Origin of the sequence: Streptomyces peucetius (genome assembly GCF_025854275.1) — a bacterium.
Classification (GTDB): Bacteria; Actinomycetota; Actinomycetes; order Streptomycetales; family Streptomycetaceae; genus Streptomyces; species Streptomyces peucetius_A.
In genome coordinates, this window is record NZ_CP107567.1 from 1,763,302 (window position 1) to 1,778,504 (window position 15,203).

At 72.7% G+C, this 15,203-nt stretch carries 15 protein-coding genes and 1 pseudogene; 8 read left to right on the forward strand and 8 right to left on the reverse strand.

Features of this window, described 5'->3' with window-relative positions; all coding sequences use genetic code 11:
- Positions 1–41: 41 nt before the first annotated feature.
- The 3 genes and pseudogenes from OGH68_RS08130 to OGH68_RS08140 all read right to left on the reverse strand — a co-directional run bounded on the left by OGH68_RS08130 (position 42) and on the right by OGH68_RS08140 (position 3,023).
- Positions 42–1,041 (reverse strand): annotated as a pseudogene (locus OGH68_RS08130) (alkene reductase).
- A gap of 116 nt (positions 1,042–1,157) precedes the next feature.
- Entirely contained in the window at positions 1,158–2,219 is a 1,062-nt protein-coding gene (locus OGH68_RS08135; protein ID WP_264242656.1) for an aminotransferase class V-fold PLP-dependent enzyme, read from the reverse strand.
- Positions 2,220–2,288: 69 nt separating this feature from the next.
- The gene (locus OGH68_RS08140; RefSeq protein WP_264242657.1) at positions 2,289–3,023 is read right to left on the reverse strand and encodes a DsbA family oxidoreductase; all 735 of its coding nucleotides are present in this window, start codon (positions 3,021–3,023) and stop codon (positions 2,289–2,291) included.
- Between the two features lie 422 nt (positions 3,024–3,445).
- Between OGH68_RS08140 and OGH68_RS08145 the strand changes: the two genes are divergently transcribed.
- Positions 3,446–3,700, forward strand: a complete 255-nt coding sequence (locus tag OGH68_RS08145) for a hypothetical protein (protein ID WP_264242658.1) — start codon at positions 3,446–3,448, stop codon at positions 3,698–3,700.
- Positions 3,701–3,708: 8 nt separating this feature from the next.
- Here the strand turns inward: OGH68_RS08145 and OGH68_RS08150 are convergent, their stop codons facing one another.
- A complete protein-coding gene (locus OGH68_RS08150) occupies positions 3,709–4,182 on the reverse strand; it encodes a GNAT family N-acetyltransferase (RefSeq protein ID WP_264242659.1) in 474 nt (157 codons plus the stop codon).
- Between the two features lie 94 nt (positions 4,183–4,276).
- Between OGH68_RS08150 and OGH68_RS08155 the strand changes: the two genes are divergently transcribed.
- The gene (locus OGH68_RS08155) at positions 4,277–4,711 is read left to right on the forward strand and encodes a nuclear transport factor 2 family protein (RefSeq protein ID WP_264242660.1); all 435 of its coding nucleotides are present in this window, start codon (positions 4,277–4,279) and stop codon (positions 4,709–4,711) included.
- Positions 4,712–4,744: 33 nt separating this feature from the next.
- Here the strand turns inward: OGH68_RS08155 and OGH68_RS08160 are convergent, their stop codons facing one another.
- A complete protein-coding gene (locus tag OGH68_RS08160; RefSeq protein WP_264242661.1) occupies positions 4,745–5,353 on the reverse strand; it encodes a DUF1349 domain-containing protein in 609 nt (202 codons plus the stop codon).
- 5 nt (positions 5,354–5,358) lie between these two features.
- Positions 5,359–6,888, reverse strand: coding sequence for an aldehyde dehydrogenase (NADP(+)) (locus OGH68_RS08165; RefSeq protein WP_264242662.1), 1,530 nt, complete (start codon positions 6,886–6,888; stop codon positions 5,359–5,361).
- Positions 6,889–7,015: 127 nt separating this feature from the next.
- On the opposite strand from OGH68_RS08165, the gene OGH68_RS08170 reads away from it, so the two are divergent.
- The 6 genes from OGH68_RS08170 (at position 7,016) to OGH68_RS08195 (ending at position 12,825) form a co-directional block, all read left to right on the forward strand.
- Entirely contained in the window at positions 7,016–7,786 is a 771-nt protein-coding gene (locus tag OGH68_RS08170) for an IclR family transcriptional regulator (protein ID WP_264242663.1), read from the forward strand.
- 2 nt (positions 7,787–7,788) lie between these two features.
- Positions 7,789–8,259: a GNAT family N-acetyltransferase gene (locus OGH68_RS08175; RefSeq protein WP_264242664.1), complete on the forward strand. Its 471-nt coding sequence runs from the start codon at positions 7,789–7,791 to the stop codon at positions 8,257–8,259.
- A gap of 89 nt (positions 8,260–8,348) precedes the next feature.
- Positions 8,349–9,326, forward strand: a complete 978-nt coding sequence (locus tag OGH68_RS08180; protein ID WP_264242665.1) for a hypothetical protein — start codon at positions 8,349–8,351, stop codon at positions 9,324–9,326.
- A gap of 35 nt (positions 9,327–9,361) precedes the next feature.
- Complete coding sequence (locus OGH68_RS08185; protein WP_264249969.1) at positions 9,362–10,624, forward strand: sensor histidine kinase; 1,263 nt, start codon at positions 9,362–9,364, stop codon at positions 10,622–10,624.
- Positions 10,621–11,277 carry a response regulator transcription factor gene (locus OGH68_RS08190; protein WP_264242666.1) on the forward strand — a complete coding sequence of 219 codons (657 nt, stop codon included), beginning with the start codon at positions 10,621–10,623 and terminating at the stop codon, positions 11,275–11,277. The genes OGH68_RS08185 and OGH68_RS08190 overlap by 4 nt, the downstream gene beginning before the upstream one ends.
- A gap of 99 nt (positions 11,278–11,376) precedes the next feature.
- Positions 11,377–12,825 (forward strand): peptidoglycan D,D-transpeptidase FtsI family protein, encoded by a 1,449-nt coding sequence (locus OGH68_RS08195; protein ID WP_264242667.1) that lies wholly within the window; start codon positions 11,377–11,379, stop codon positions 12,823–12,825.
- 61 nt (positions 12,826–12,886) lie between these two features.
- Here the strand turns inward: OGH68_RS08195 and OGH68_RS08200 are convergent, their stop codons facing one another.
- Together OGH68_RS08200 and OGH68_RS08205 are read right to left on the reverse strand one after the other, a co-directional pair.
- Positions 12,887–14,029, reverse strand: coding sequence for a hypothetical protein (locus OGH68_RS08200; RefSeq protein WP_264242669.1), 1,143 nt, complete (start codon positions 14,027–14,029; stop codon positions 12,887–12,889).
- The gene (locus tag OGH68_RS08205; RefSeq protein ID WP_264242670.1) at positions 14,026–14,970 is read right to left on the reverse strand and encodes a 5-dehydro-4-deoxyglucarate dehydratase; all 945 of its coding nucleotides are present in this window, start codon (positions 14,968–14,970) and stop codon (positions 14,026–14,028) included. Before OGH68_RS08205 ends, OGH68_RS08200 begins: the two co-directional genes overlap by 4 nt.
- Positions 14,971–15,203 lie beyond the last annotated feature (233 nt).

Here is a 15,203-nt window from a genome sequence, read left to right on the forward strand (position 1 = left end):
GAGACCGGCCCTTGCGCGTGGCTGTGCGCGGCGCGCCGCTGTCAGCCGGTGAGGGCCGGGTAGTCGATGAAGCCCTCGTCGCCGCCGCCGAAGAGCGACGCCGGGTCCGGGGTGTTGAAGGGGCCGCCCGCCCGCAGCCGGGCGGGCAGGTCCGAGTTGGCGATGAACAGTGCGCCGTACGAGATCACGTCGGCGACGCCGTCCTCGACGAGGGTCAGCGCCTCGGGGCCGGTCGGACCGTCGGGGCGCCGCGTTGAGGACGATCGTCCCGGAGAACAGCTTGCGCAGCGCCTGGGTGAGCTCGCGCAGCTCGGGGGCCGCCTCGAGGATGTGCAGATAGCCGAGGCCGAGCGGCTCCAGCCGCTGGACGAGCGCGGTGTAGGCGGCCTCCGGCTCGTCGATGTCGTTGTACGGGTTGCCGGGCGAGATCCGCAGGGCGGTGCGCTCGGCTCCGATCGCTGCGGCGACCGCCTCGGTGACCTCTGCGGCGAAACGGATCCGGTTCTCGGCCGGTCCGCCCCACTCGTCGGTTCGGGTGTTGCTGTTGGGCGCGAGGAACTGGTGGATGAGGTAGCCGTTGGCGCCGTGCAGTTCGACGCCGTCGAAGCCCGCCGCGATCGCGTTACGGGCGGCGAACACGAAGTCCTGGACGGTCGCCCTGATCTCCTCGGGGCTCAGCTCCCGGGGCGTGACGAAGTCCTTGGGGCCCTCGTGCGTGTAGACCTGCCCCTTCGCGGCGACGGCGGACGCACCGACCGGGACGAGGCCGTCGGGCAGCAGGACCGGGTGACCGATCCGGCCGGCATGCATGAGCTGGGCGAAGATGGTGCCGCCTTCGGCGTGCACGGCGTCGGTGACCTTGCGCCAGGCAGCGACCTGCTCGTCGCTGTGGAGCCCCGGGGTGTCGGGATAGCCCTGACCGACGACGGAGGGCTGGGTGCCCTCGGTGATGATCAGGCCGGCGGAGGTGCGCTGGCGGTAGTACTCCACGACGGAGGGCGTCGGCGTCAGACCGGCGCCGTGGGCACGGCTGCGGGTCATCGGTGCCATCGCGATGCGGTTGGGCAGGTGCTTGCCGACGAGCTGGATTGAGACCGGGGCCCGAGGGCCGGTCCGGGTCTGATCCGCCGGACCGGCCCCCGATGCCATTGCCGGGGTCAGCCCACGAGTCGCTCCAGGATCCGGTCGACGTCGGCGGGCGAGTTGTAGAGGTGGAAGGCGACGCGCAGGTTGCCCGCCCGGCCGGAGACCAGGACCCCGGCCCGGCCCAGCTCGGGCGCACGGTCGCCGAGTCCGGGGATCGCCACCGTCGCCGAGTCGCCGGGCACCGGCTCGTGGCCGTGCTCCCTGAGGGCGGCCCTGAACCGCGCGGCCAGCGCGGTGCCGTGGGCGTGCAGGGCCTCGATGCCGCATTCCTCCAGCAGCGCCAGCGACTGCTCCGCACCGTGGTACGGCAGGTAGGCCGGGGTCTCGTCGTACCGGCGGGCGGAACGGGCGAGTTCGGCGATCGGGCCGTACAGGGTGTCGTCCTGCCACGGCCGTTCGGCGGAGACGGTGCCGGCGTGGAGGGCAGGCAGCGACTCCTGCGCCTCCTCCGTCACCGTCAGGAACGACACACCGCGCGGGCAGAGCAGGAACTTGTAGCCGGCCGTGACGGTGAAGTCCCAGTCCCCCGCGGCCAGGGGCAGCCAGCCCGCCGACTGACTGGCGTCGAGGAGCGTACGGGCCCCGTGGGCCGCCGCGGCCGCCCGTACGGCCGCGAGGTCGGCGACCCGGCCGTCCGCGGACTGCACGGAGGAGAAGGCGACGAGCGCCGTGCCCGGGCGCACCGCCTCTGCGAGCTCGTCCAGCGGGACGTAGCGCCGCTTGAGGTCGTCGCGGACGGAGAACGGTGTGACGAGCGAGGTGAACTCGCCCTCCGGAGAGAGCACTTCCGCGCCCGGCGGGAGCGAGGCCGCGATCAGGCCCACATGCGTGGAGACCGAGCCGCCGACGGCCACCCGGTCCTCGTCCACTCCGGCCAGGCGGGCGAAGGACCGCCGGGCGGCGGTCACCGCGGAGAAGTTCCCGGGGCCGCCGGCCCGGCCCTCGCCGAGCTCCTCGGCGAGGGCCGTGACGGCGCGGATCGACCGGCGGGGCAGCAGTCCGTAGACCGCGGTGTTCAGATACGTGGTGCGTGGCGCGAACTCGGCATCGATGAGCGGCTTCGAGATCTCCATGGCACCACCCTGCGGCCGGGTGGCCGGAGGGTCAATCACGCCTTGCTGGACGGAACCGTTCAGCTTCGCTTACGAGTTCACCGTAGCCCCGGCGGCTGCGGCCGGGACCTCGCAGGCGCCGTCGGCGTCGCACGCCGCCGCGTCGCCGCCGCCGAGGGGAGTGATCGCGCGGCCCTGCCACGCCTGCTCGAGCGCCTGCGTGAACAGCTCCGCGGGCTGCCCGCCGGAGACCCCGTACCGCCGGTCGATCACGAAGAACGGGACGCCGGTCGCGCCCAGCTCGGCGGCCTCCCGCTCATCGGCGCGCACGTCGTCGGCGTAGGCGGCCTCGTCGTCGAGGACCCGGCGCGCCTCCTGCTCGTCGAGCCCGGCCCGCACCGCGAGCGCGACCAGCACCTCGGGGTCGAAGACCGACGTCTCCTCGGCGAAGTTCGCCCGGTACAGGAGGGCGAGCAGCTCGTCCTGGAGGCCGTGGGCCTTGGCCAGGTGCAGCAGCCGGTGCATGTCGAAGGTGTTGCCGTGGTCGCGGCCCTCGCTGCGGTACTCCAGCCCCGCGGAGCGCGCGGTGGAGGCGACGTGCTCCTCCATCGCCTGCGCCTCCTCGCGGGTGCGGCCGTACTTCTTCGCGAGCATGTCGACGACCGGAACGGTGTCGCGCGTGGCGCGGTCCGGGTCAAGTTCGAAGGAGCGGTGCACGACCTCGATCTCGTCGCGGTGCGCGAAGGCCTTCAGGCCCTCCTCGAAACGGGCCTTGCCGATGTAGCACCAGGGACAGACGATGTCGGACCAGATCTCGACGCGCATGCTTCTTCATCACTCCAGGTCGTACGGGTGCGGGGCAGGCGCGGAGGCAGCCTCCGCCGAGGAGGGGAACGCCCACGCCCGGCGGGTCATTCCCGGACCGCGGCGGTGTCCCGCCCGGCATGCCGGAGGGCCCGCGCCGCGGAGCGGCGGCCGGTCCCCCGCCCCTGGTGCGCACCCGCCCGGGAAAACCCGGCCGGCCGGTGGCCGCCGGGCCAGGTTCGACGGAGCAGCGGGAAGCCGCCGCGCATCGCACCCCGGGAGACGTTCATGGCTGAGCATCCGCACATCGCAGTATTCCGGCGGGCCATGGAGGCCTTCTCGTCGGGTGACATGGACGCGCTGGCCGAGGTGTTCGACCCGGATGTGGTGTGGCGGCTCGGCGGACGGAGCCCGATGGCGGGCCGCCACCGGGCCGGGACGCCATGTTCGCGATGTTCGCGATGTTCGCGATGTTCGCGATGGACTTCGAGCTGTCGGGCGGCACGTACCGCCCACAGCTCCGTGACGTCCTCGCGAACGACGACCACACCGTCGCACTGCTGCACGCCACCGCCGAGCGGGCGGGCAAGCGGCTGGACATGGACTGCGTCATCGACTTCCGCATCCGGAACGACAGGATCGTCGAGGGCTCGGAGTTCTGGGCCGAGCCCTCGGAGTACGACGAGTTCTGGTCGTAGGCACCCGCCTACGCGGCGGGCGGGACCACGAAGCGGAGGTTCAGGTGGTTGCCGGTGTGCGGTTCTTCGGGGTCCGGGTACCAGCCGTGGTGGGTGTAGAAGGCCTGTGCGCGCGTGTTCTTCTCGAAGACCTCCAGGCGGGCGTGGGTCACCCCCGCCCGCTGCCAGGCCAGGACGACCGCCGTGTGCAGTTCGCTCCCGACACCGGAGCGCCAGTGCGCGGGGGCGACATGGAGCTGCGTCAGGGTCATGGCGCCCTCCCGCTCGCCGAAGGCGGCCACGCCGGCGACTGCCCCGTCGCGTATCGCGCACAGCACCGCGCCGCGGCCGATCGCCTTCTCCCAGCCGGACCGGGTGCGGGCGTGCTCGGCCGGGCTGTCGAAGGCGTCGTCGGGGATGTGGCCCCGGTAGTACGTGGCGCGGGCCTCCGCGTGGAGGGCGGCGACGGCGTCGAGGTCGGCGGCGGTGGCGGTTCTGATCATGCGGGAGGAGACGCGCACCGGGCGGTGGCGGTTCCGGCGGGCGGCGCCGACCGCCCTTGACCTCAAGCGCGGTTGAGGGTGAACGCTCGTCGGCATGACCACACAGACGGATCACACCGAGATCGCCCTGCTCGTCAGCCGGTTCTTCCGTGCCCTGGACGAGCGGAAGTTCGCGCCCGGCTGGGCCGACGGCTACGTCACCGACGACGTGCGCATGGTCGCGCCGGTCGGCGTGTACGAGGGCCCGGCGGCCGTGCGGGGCACCGAGGAGGCCATCGGGCGGTTCGCCCGTACGCAGCACATGTCCTCCGACCTCCTGACCGACATCGACGAGGCGTCGGGCACGGCCCACGCCTCGTGGAACGCGCTGATGGTGCATGTCCACCACGAGGACCCCGACCCGCTGTTCACCGTCGGCGGGCGCTACGACACGGAGCTGCGGCGCACCGACGAGGGCTGGCGGATCAGCCGGATGTCGGTCGAGGCCGTCTGGACGACGGGGCGTCCACCGGTCCTGCCGTCCGCCTGAGCCGGCGCCCGGCCGGGGCCGCCGGTGGTGGCGTCAGGAGCCGTCGCGCAGACCCTCCGGCCAGTTGTCGCGGTACTCGATCCGGTCGAAGGAGACCACGCAGCCCTCGCCGACCGGGGACTGGGCCATGAAGCCGACGAGTGCCGCGCCGGCCCGGTCCTCGTCGCCGAGCGTGAAGATGCGGACGAAGGTCCAGTGCTCGCCGTCGGTGGACGCGTGGAACGCGAACGCCTTCCCCGTGCGGCTGATGCGCAGCCAGACGCTGTCGCCGTCCACCGTGAAGGAGTTGGCGTCGTCGGAGTGGCCGCGGGTGACGACCGTGCACACCGTGGGCCGGTCCGGGGAGAGCTCCAGGCAGAGCTTGGCCCACTCCTGCTCGGTGACGTGCAGGTACAGCACGCCCGCGTCGAAGGCGGCGGCGAAGCCGACCTTCACGCGGGCGATCAGCTGGAAGTCACCCTCCGGGGCGCCGAGCAGACGGGGCGCGTCGGAGGCCGGTTCGAGGGCGTGGCCCGTCGGCGGGACGAAACGGTCCTGGCGCGGGCCCGCCCAGGCGGTCAGCACACCGTCCTCGTAGGACCAGTCGGCCTCGGGACCGTACGCCCGCAGGGGGAAGGGGAGGTCGGGCAGCTTCAATTCCATGCGGGTCAGTGTTGCAGTTGGCCGTCGACCTGCCGTGGAAGTCCGTGCGGGTTGTCGTCGCGGAGCTCCGCTGGGAGCAGTGCGTGGGGGGTGTTCTGGTAGGTGACGGGGCGTAGCCAGCGTTCGATGGCGGTGGTGCCGACGGAGGTGGAGGTGGAGGTGGTGGCGGGGTAGGGGCCGCCGTGGTGCTGGGCGGGGGCGACGGCGACGCCGGTGGGCCAGGCGTTGACGAGGATGCGTCCGGCGAGGGGGGTGAGGCGGGCGAGGAGGTCGGTGGCGTGGGGGGTGCCGTCGGTTTCCGTGGTGGACAGGTGGACGGTGGCGGTGAGGTTGCCGGGGAGGCGGTCGAGGACGGCGGTGACCTCGTCGTCGCCGTCGTAGCGGGCGACGACGGTGACGGGGCCGAAGCACTCCTCGAGGAGGAGGGTGTGCGGGCCGTCGCCCGCGAGGCGGGCGGCGGGCACGGTGAGGAAGCCGGGGGTGACGGTGTGCTCGGAGCCGGCGCCGGGGGCGACCGGGGCGTCGACGTCGGCCAGGGCCGTGCGCTCGGCGACACCCGCGACGAAGTTGTCCCGCATCCGGTGGTCGAGCAGCACACCGTCGCCGGTGCCGGCGACGGCGTCGGCCAGGGCCTTGACCAGGCGGTCGCCGTCGTCGCCCGACGGGGCCAGGACCAGGCCCGGCTTGACGCAGAACTGCCCCGTGCCCAGCGTCATCGACCCCGCCAGGCCCGTGCCGATCTCCTCGGCGCGTTCCGCGGCGGCCGCCTCGCTCACCACGACCGGGTTGAGGGAACCCAGCTCGCCGTGGAAGGGGATCGGCACCGGCCGGGCCGCCGCCGCGTCGAACAGGGCCCGCCCGCCGCGCACCGACCCGGTGAACCCGGCCGCCGCGACCAGCGGATGACGCACCAGCTCCACCCCCGCCTCGAAACCGTGCACCAGACCGATCACACTCTCCGCAACACCGTGCTCGGCGGCCGCCCGCCGCAGCACCGCCGCGACCCGCTCCGACGTCGCCGGATGATCCGGATGCGCCTTGACCACCACCGGACAGCCCGCCGCCAGCGCACTGGCCGTGTCCCCGCCCGGCACCGAGAACGCGAACGGGAAGTTCGACGCCGCATACACGGCCACCACCCCCAACGGCACCTTGTAACGACGCAGATCCGGCACCGGCGGAACCGCACCCCCATCGGGATGATCGATGATCACCCCCAGGAACGCCCCCTCCTCCACCACCCCCGCGAACGCCCGCAACTGGTAACACGTCCGCGCCAGCTCACCCGACAACCGCACCGGCCCCAACGCCGTCTCCGCATCCGCCACCGAGACAAGCCCGTCCCCAGCCTCCTCCAGCAACCGCGCAGCGGTACGGAGAAAACCGGCACGCACGGTCCGGTCGGCCAGCGAGGCACGGGCCCCGTCGGCGGCCCGTACCGCCGCGTCCACGTCTTCCGCTGTGGACTCCACCCCAACCTGTTCGCGCTGCTTCCCGGTTCGGGGGTCGACACTCCAGACTGGTGCTGCTGCCACCGCGGCTTCCTTCCGGTCTCTGCCACCCACCAGGGTTCGTTCGGTATTCTGAACGGTGTTCCTGGTGGTGAATTTCTGGGGACTCTATTTCCGGGCGTTCCGCGCGGTCAAGAAGGGGCGTAGAGCAATGTCAGTCGCCGATTCCGGTGGAGCACAGGTCAAGTCCGCGGTGCGGACGGTCGAGTTGCTCGAGTACTTCGCCGGGCGGCCCGGCATGCACTCTCTCGCCGCTGTCCAGGAGGCCGTCGGCTACCCCAAGTCCAGCCTGTACATGCTGCTGCGCACCCTCGTGGAGCTGGGCTGGGTGGAGACGGACGCGACGGGGACGAGGTACGGCATCGGGGTGCGCGCCCTGCTGGTGGGCACGTCGTACATCGACGGCGACGAGGTCGTGGCCGCCGCGAGGCCCACGCTGGACCGGCTCTCCGACGACACCACCGAGACCATCCACCTCGCGCGGCTCGACGGCACGAACGTGGTGTACCTGGCGACCCGGCAGTCGCAGCACTATCTGCGCCCCTTCACCCGGGTGGGGCGGCGGCTGCCCGCGCACTCCACGTCGCTCGGGAAGGCCCTGCTCGCCACCTACAGCGACGAGCAGGTGCGCAAGATGCTGCCGGAGACGCTCGCGCCGCTGACGGAACACACCATCACCGACCGGGAGAAGCTCATCGAGGAGCTGCACCTCGTCCGCGAGCAGGGCTACGCCGTGGACCGTGAGGAGAACACCCTCGGGCTGCGCTGCTTCGGCATCGCCATCCCCTACCGGACGCCGGCGCGCGACGCGATCAGCTGCTCGGTGCCGGTGGCCCGGCTGACCCCGGCCCACGAGCAGATGATCAAGGACGCGCTGTTCGACGCCCGTGACCGCCTCACGCTCGCGACCCGGAGGCTCTGAACATGGACGTCGTGCTGCGCGAGGTCCAGGACGGTGACCTGCCCGTCTTCTTCAGGCACATGAGCGACCCCGAGTCCAACCGGATGGCCGCCTTCACCAGCGAGGACCCCACCGACCGGGCCGCGTTCGACGCGCACTGGGCGCGGATCCGCGCGTCCGACGCGGTGCTGCGGACGGTGGTCGCCGACGGGATCGTGGTCGGCCACGCCGCGGTGTACGGGCCGCCGCAGGAGCGGGAGGTGACGTACTTCGTCGACCGGGCGCACTGGGGGCGCGGCATCGCCACGTCGGCGCTGCGGGCGCTGCTGGAGGTGGTGCCCGTGCGCCCGCTGCACGCGCGTGCGGCGGCGGACAACGCGGGGTCGATCCGGGTGCTGGAGAAGTGCGGCTTCGTGGTGACGGGGCGGGACCGGGGGTTCGCGAACGCACGGGGCGCGGAGACCGACGAGGTCCTGCTGACGCTGCGTGGGTGAGTTGCCCCGCCGCCCCTCCCCCGCGTGGCGGAGACGGATCGTCGTGCGGCAGGACGTGGGCCCGGTGGGTGGGGCGGGAGGGTGAGAGCATGACAACGACCACGGCCCAGTCCGGCCTCTCCCCACAGCCCCGCCCCGTCAGGTCCGCGCTGCGTGCCGTCGCGATCGCGGCCTGCGTGCCGTATCTCTCGCTGAAGATCGCGTGGATCGCCGGCAGCCGCGTCGGCATTCCCGAGGACAGCAGCCTCCTGGACCACCGCGTGCTGATGGCCGTCGCCAACAGCGTCACGGTGCTGATGGACGCGGCCGTCGTCGTACTGGCGCTGCTCCTCACCCGGCCGTGGGGGCAACGGGTGCGGGCCTGGCTGCTGGCCGTGCCGATCTGGGCCGCGACCGGACTGCTCGCGCCGATCATGGTCGGCTTCCCGCTGCAGCTGGCCGGCGTCGCCCTCGGCGGCACCAGGATGCAGGAGGCGGGCGACGAGCCGTTCCTCCACAACTGGGTGTTCAACGTGGTCTACGGCGGCTTCATCCTCCAGGGCCTCGCGCTGGGCGCGTTGTTCGTGCTGTACGCCAAGGAGCGCTGGGGTCATCGGCTGCGGGGCAGGGTGTGGGACCTGCCGTCCCGTGCGACGGGCCCCTTCATGCGGACGACCGCCGTCGCGGGCTCGCTGCTGGCGCTCTTCCCCGTGACCATGCACGTGCTGTGGGCCGCCGGTTCGACGACCGCCCTCCGGGCGGACCGGGTCGCACAGCGCACCACTGACTTCTACCTGCTGGAGGGCTCCCGGATCGCCTTCGTGGCCGTCGCCGTCACCGGCGTGCTGCTGCTCGCCTTCCGGCCGCGACCGGCCCTGCCCGTACGTCCGCCGCTGACGATGGCCTGGGTCGGGGCGAGTGCGATGGGCGCCTGGGGCGGGTGGATGCTGCTCGCCTCGCTCATGCCCGAGTCCGACGGGGCGGAGGGCCCCTCCGCGCTGCTGGTGCTCACCTACTCCGGGGAAATGGTCTCCGGTCTGCTGCTCACCTGCGCCATGGCCTCCTTGCTGCGCAGGCGCGGCGCGTGACGATGTCCGGTCCAAGGAGGCCGGCCGAGGGCCGGATGCGGTCCGGCACGGGGTGGCAGGCCGCCGGCCGGGCGCTGTTCGGCCGGCGGGCGAGGCTGCGCTGGGTCCATCTGGTACTCGGCGGCGCACTGTTGATGCCGTTCTGGCTGGTCGGCACGGTGGCCCTGGGGCCGCTGACGGGCGAGCAGGACATGTGGTCGCGCTCGCCGGCGTTCCTGTTCGGTGCGTACGGCGTCGCTCTGCCGCTCGCCGCCGTCGCCGGGCTGTTCCCGACGGCCAGGCGGCTGTCGGTGGCCGTCGCCCGCGCCCTGTGCGGGATTCCCGGCGAGCGGCTCGCCGACGGACACGCGCGCACCCGGGCCGGACGGGTGCGCACAGCGGGCTGGTGCACCCTCCACATGGGGGTCGGGGCGCTGGTCAGCGGCACGTCCCTCGCGCTGCCGCCGTTCGCCGTCGCACTGATCGCCGTGCCGCTGTTCCCGGGGGTGCGGAACTATCTGCGGATCGAGCCCTCCGTCTGGTCGTGGGTGCTCCTGCCGCTCGCGGGGACCGCGCTGCTGCTGGCTCTCGCGGCCGTGTCCGCCGCCGCCGGGGCGCTGCTGGCCCGCTGGGCGCAGGTGCTGCTGGGGCCCACTCCCGCCGACCGGCTGGCCGCTGCGGAGCGGCGGGCGACGGAACTCGCGGAACGCAACCGCCTCGCCCGCGAGCTGCACGACTCCGTGGGCCACGCGCTGTCCGCCGTCGCCCTCCAGGCGGGCGCGGCCCGCAGGGTGCTGGACAGCGACCGGGACAGCGACGTGGAGTTCGTACGGGAGGCGCTGGCCGCCATCGAGGAGACCACCCGGCGCACGGTGGGTGAACTGGACGCCGTGCTCGGCCTGTTGCGTCAGGACGTCGACGGCGCGGAGCGTCCCGGCGGTCCGACGCTCGGCACGCTGGACGGACTGCTGTCCCGCAGCGGCGTCCGGGTGTCGCTGCACACGGAGGGGCCGCTCACGGCCGTGCCGGCACCCGTCTCCCGCGAGGCGTACCGGATCGTCCAGGAAGGGCTGAGCAATGTCCTTCGCCATGCCGGGGCTTCGCCGGTGACACTGTGGATCGCCGCACGCGACGAGGAGTTGGAGATCAGGATGGAGAACCCGCTGCCCGAACAGGCCCCGGTGGTGCGCCCCGGAGGCGGCCGCGGGCTGCGCGGTGTCGCCGAGCGGGCCACGCTGCTCGGCGGCCTGGCCGAGGCGGGGCCGCGGGAAGGGATCTGGCGGCTGTCCGCCCGGCTGCCGCTGGAGGGACGCCGATGAGCACGGTCCGGGTCGCCGTCGCCGACGACGAGCGCATGGTCCGCACCGCGCTGCGCGTGATCCTCGAGGCCGAGCCCGGCCTGGAGGTCGTCGGCGAGGCGGCGACGGGCGCTGAGGCGGTCTCGGTGGTGCGGGAGCTGCGCCCGGACGTGGTGCTGATGGACGTACGCATGCCGGAGGTGGACGGTATCCGGGCCACCGAGCAGATCCTCGCCACGATGGACGCGCCGCCGCGGATCGTCGTCGTGACGACGTTCGAGAACGACTCGTACGTGTACGACGCGCTGTGCGCCGGAGCCGCGGGTTTCCTGCTGAAGCGGGCCGCGGCCGAGGAACTGGTGCAGGCGGTGCGGCTGGTGGCCCGCAGCGACTCGCTGCTGTTCCCGTCGGCCGTGCGCTCGCTCGCCGCCGCCTACGGCCGTACCCGGTCCGCGGCCGCGCCGCGGTGGGTGGCACGGCTGACGGAGCGGGAGGCGGAGGTGCTGCGGCTGATGACCACCGGGCTGACGAACGCGGAGATCGCCGGCCGGATGGGCGTGGGCCCGGCGACGACGAAGACCCACGTCGCGGCGGTGCTCGCCAAGATCGGAGCACGCGACCGTACACAGGCGGTGATCGCGGCGTACGAGTCGGGCTACGTCTCGCCCCGCTGACCGGGACGGCCGGACGGGCGTTTCGCCGCAGATGAGGAAGTCCTGAGAAAACGGGCGTACGGGAACGAACCGCGGCCCGCCGCTCGTCCCTCGTGCGGGATGAACAAGACGATCAGGCGTGCCGCCGTCTTCAGTCTGCTGCTGGTCCTCGCGCTGCTGGCGCAGGCGACCTGGGTGCAGGCCTACGAGGCGGCGGACCTCACGGACAACGACCACAACCGGCGGAAGGTCATCGCGCGGTACGCGCAGCCGCCGGGCGACATCGTCGTGGCCGGTTCGGCGGTCACCGGCTCGGAAAGGACAGAGGGAGGGGACCTTGCCTACAAGCGCACCTACACCGACGGCCCGCTGTACGCGGCCGTCACCGGCTACAGCTCCCAGGCGTACGGAGCGACCCAGCTGGAGGGCATCTACTCCGGCGTCCTCGACGGCACCGACATCCGTCTGAAGAACCCGCTGGACATGCTCACCCGCGCGCAGCAGGAACCGGGTGACGTGCTGACGACGATCGACCCGGCCGTCCAGAAGGCCGGATTCGAGGCGCTCGGCGACAAGAAGGGTGCCGCGGTCGCCGTCGACCCGAAGACCGGGGAGATCCTCGGCATGGTCAGCACCCCGTCGTACGACCCGTCGGCGATCAGCGGCACGACGGACGGCGAGGCATGGCAGAAGCTGCTCGACGACAAGGACAAGCCGCTGCTCAACCGGGCGCTGCGGCAGCCGCTGCCGCCGGGCTCGACGTTCAAGCTGGTCGTGGCGGCGGCCGCGCTGGAGGACGGCCTGTACGCGTCCGTCGACGAGCGGACCGACAGCCCCGACCCGTACCGGCTGCCCGGCACGGTCACCGACCTGGAGAACGAGAACCCGTCCGCCCCCTGCGAGAACGCCACGATCCGCACCGCGCTGCAGTACTCGTGCAACAACGTCTTCGGCAAGATGGCCGTCGACCTGGGGCAGGACAAGCTGCGGGCGATGGCGGAGAAGTTCGGCTTCAACGACGAGAAGCAGGACGTGCCGGTCCGGGCATCGGCGAGTGTCTATCCGTTCGGGATGAACGCCTCGTCCACCGCGCTGACGGGGATCGGCCAGTTCGACGTGACCGCGACCCCGCTGCAGATGTCCCTGGTGTCGGCCGCCCTCGCCAATGACGGCGTCCTGGTGTCACCGCACATGGTCTCCGAGGTGGTCTCTGCGGACGGCGACACGCTCCAGTCCTACGAGAACGCCGACTCGAAGCGGATCGTGTCGTCCGGCACGGCCGAGCAGCTGCGCAGCGCGATGGTGACGGTGGTCGAGGACGGTACGGGATCGAACGCGCAGATCCCCGGTCTCGAGGTCGGCGGCAAGACGGGCACCGCCCAGCACGGCGAGAACAACAGCAAGACGCCGTACGCCTGGTTCACCTCGTACGCCAAGGATCCGGACACCGGCAAGGAGGTCGCCGTCGCGGTGCTGATCGAGGACTCGGGCGCGGAGCGCTCGGAGGTCAGCGGCAACGGGCTGGCGGCGCCGGTGGCGCAGCGGATGATGGAGGCGGCACTGAAGTGATGACGGCCGGCCCCGCCCCCGGACCGGGGGCGGGGGCGACGGCGAGGGCCGGCGGGCAGGGCTACGACAGAGCGGGGCCGAGCAGGGCCAGGTCCGCGTCCGGGGCCAGGCCCGCGTGGTAGAGGCGCAGCTCCGTCGCGCCGAGGGAGGCCGCCTTCGCGGCGGACGCCGCGAGGGCGGCGGGCGCGCCGCCCATGCCCGTCACCACCGTGAAGTTGGCGGCGAGCACCGTCTCGTCCGTCGCGTGTTCCGCGAACGGCTCCAGCAGCTGTGGCCCTCCTGTGCACGGCACGACCACGCCGTCGGCGACCGACAGGATGTGCGCCGGGTCCACGCCGGCGTTCGCGCCGCAGTGGTGGGCCTTTGGATCGGCGTGCAGCAGAACCTGGAAACCCTCCGGAGCCGCGGCGCGCACCGCCGCGACCGCCGACTCCTGGAGTGTGCGCGCCGTGCGCGTACGGAACTCCAGTACCGCCTCTGCCTGGTCGGTCCCGAGCGGCCGTACCGGCGCGTCGTGGCCGTGCCAGACCGGCTCCAGGGCGTCGCGCACCGACGCGGCGAGCCGGCCGGGGTCGAGGCCCGCCCTCCCGTAACCGTCCCGGCAGGACGGGCAGAAGCAGAGCGACATCAGGTACTGCGCCGCGTCGTCGAGAGCGACGCCCGAGATCTTGTCGTGGGCGTGCAGGTGGGCCGCCCCGTACCAGCCGCAGGACTCCAGCTCGGTGCCCCGCGCGCCCGGTCGGACCGCCGCCTCCGCCGCCAGCGACACCAGGTACTCCCGCACAGCGGGCTGCGCGATGCACGGCGCCCAGGGGTAGCGGTCGCCGTAGGCGTTGACGACGGACGTGGCCGGGTGTTCGGCGCCCATGCGGGAGTTGTGCGCCAGGACGACCCAGGTGCGGACGTCGAGCCCGGCGGCCTCCAGCGTGGCCGCCGCCTCGCCGTACGCGTCGCCCGGCGCCCACTCACCGGCCGCGTACGGCCGCAGTCCGCGTCCGGCCCAGCGTGCCGCGTCGGGCGGGTAGAGCACCGCGGCGTACTCGGCGGTGACGATCCGGTGGCGCGGGTGGCGTGGTGTCAGGGCGCGCGTGGAGTGGTACGCGGAGGCGAGGGTGACCTGCCGTACGCCGAGGTCCGCGATGCGGGCGGCGGCGTCGGGGTCGCCCACGACGTCCCACGGATACAGGAAGGCGGCGGCCTTCACGCGCCCTCCTTCAGCAGTGCCCTGCCCTGCTCGATCAGCGCCGCGAGCGCCTCGGTGTGCCGGCCGGCGGGTTCGGTCAGCGGTGGCCGCACCTCGCCGACGTCCAGGCCCTCGAGGCGTACGCCGGCCTTGACGAGCGACACGGCGTATCCGCGGCCTTGGTTGCGCAGTTCGACGAGCGGTACGAAGAAGCCGTCGAGGAGGCGGTTCACCGTCTTGTCGTCGCCGGTGGTGAGCGCGCGGTGGAAGGCGAGGGCGATGTCCGGGGCGAAGGCGAAGACGGCGGAGGAGTACAGGGTGATGCCGATGCCGCGGTAGGCGGGTCCGGTGAGCTCGGCGGTGGGCAGCCCGTTGAAGTAGAGGAAGTCGCGCTCGGGGAGCTCCTGGCGCACGGCGCTGACGGTCCGCTGCATGAGGTCGAGATCGCCGTGGCCGTCCTTGAGGCCGATGATCTTCGGATCCCTGGCCAGTTCGACGACGGTACGGGGCGAGAAGACCGCGTTGTCGCGCTGGTAGACGATGACGTCCAGGGACGTCGCGGCGGCGAGCCGAGTGTAGTGGCGCAGCAGCCCGGCCTGGTCGGGGACGACGAGGTAGGGCGGCATGGCGAGGAGCCCGTCCGCGCCCGCCTGCTCGGCGATCCGGGCGTACTGCTCGGCGAGCGCGGTGCCGTACCCCGCGCCCGCGAGGACCGGTACCCGGCCGGCCGTCTCCTCGACGGCGGCGGCGACGCAGTCGCGGAACTCGCCGGGGGTCAGGGCATGGAACTCCCCCGTGCCGCAGCAGGCGAAGACGGCGGCCGCGCCGGCGTCGACGCCGCGTCTCACATGCGCGCGGAAGGGGTCGAGGGCGAGTTCGCCGTCCGGTCCGTACGCGGTGACGGGGAAGAACAGCGGTCCCTGGACCCGGGTGAGCCGGGCGGCGAGCGGATCTGAGGTCACGGGCGCTCCCTGGGCCGTGCTCCGGGCTCCGGGCCCGTGCACAATTCTGATCGATGTCCATATCTCTGAACACGCTCACGCTAGGGCAGCCGCGTCGCGCCGGTCAAGACGGAAACCCGCATTCCAGGCCCGGAGTCACCCGATCCACGCGACACTTGACGACACCGGGGCCGCTCCTTAGCGTGTCCATGCATGTGAATGTCGTCCATGCATCTGAGCACTTCGAGGAGATC

Excerpts from the sequence above, each read along its gene's own strand:
- OGH68_RS08175 (WP_264242664.1), top strand. The coding sequence starts at position 7,789 with ATGGACGTCGTGCTGCGCGAGGTCCAGGACGGTGACCTGCCCGTCTTC.
- OGH68_RS08170 (WP_264242663.1), top strand. The coding sequence starts at position 7,016 with ATGTCAGTCGCCGATTCCGGTGGAGCACAGGTCAAGTCCGCGGTGCGG.
- OGH68_RS08150 (WP_264242659.1), bottom strand. The coding sequence starts at position 4,182 with ATGATCAGAACCGCCACCGCCGCCGACCTCGACGCCGTCGCCGCCCTC.
- OGH68_RS08185 (WP_264249969.1), top strand. The coding sequence starts at position 9,362 with ATGCGGTCCGGCACGGGGTGGCAGGCCGCCGGCCGGGCGCTGTTCGGC.
- OGH68_RS08155 (WP_264242660.1), top strand. The coding sequence starts at position 4,277 with ATGACCACACAGACGGATCACACCGAGATCGCCCTGCTCGTCAGCCGG.
- OGH68_RS08190 (WP_264242666.1), top strand. The coding sequence starts at position 10,621 with ATGAGCACGGTCCGGGTCGCCGTCGCCGACGACGAGCGCATGGTCCGC.
- OGH68_RS08195 (WP_264242667.1), top strand. The coding sequence starts at position 11,377 with ATGAACAAGACGATCAGGCGTGCCGCCGTCTTCAGTCTGCTGCTGGTC.
- OGH68_RS08145 (WP_264242658.1), top strand. The coding sequence starts at position 3,446 with ATGTTCGCGATGTTCGCGATGTTCGCGATGTTCGCGATGGACTTCGAG.
- OGH68_RS08135 (WP_264242656.1), bottom strand. The coding sequence starts at position 2,219 with ATGGAGATCTCGAAGCCGCTCATCGATGCCGAGTTCGCGCCACGCACC.
- OGH68_RS08180 (WP_264242665.1), top strand. The coding sequence starts at position 8,349 with ATGACAACGACCACGGCCCAGTCCGGCCTCTCCCCACAGCCCCGCCCC.
- OGH68_RS08140 (WP_264242657.1), bottom strand. The coding sequence starts at position 3,023 with ATGCGCGTCGAGATCTGGTCCGACATCGTCTGTCCCTGGTGCTACATC.
- OGH68_RS08160 (WP_264242661.1), bottom strand. The coding sequence starts at position 5,353 with ATGGAATTGAAGCTGCCCGACCTCCCCTTCCCCCTGCGGGCGTACGGT.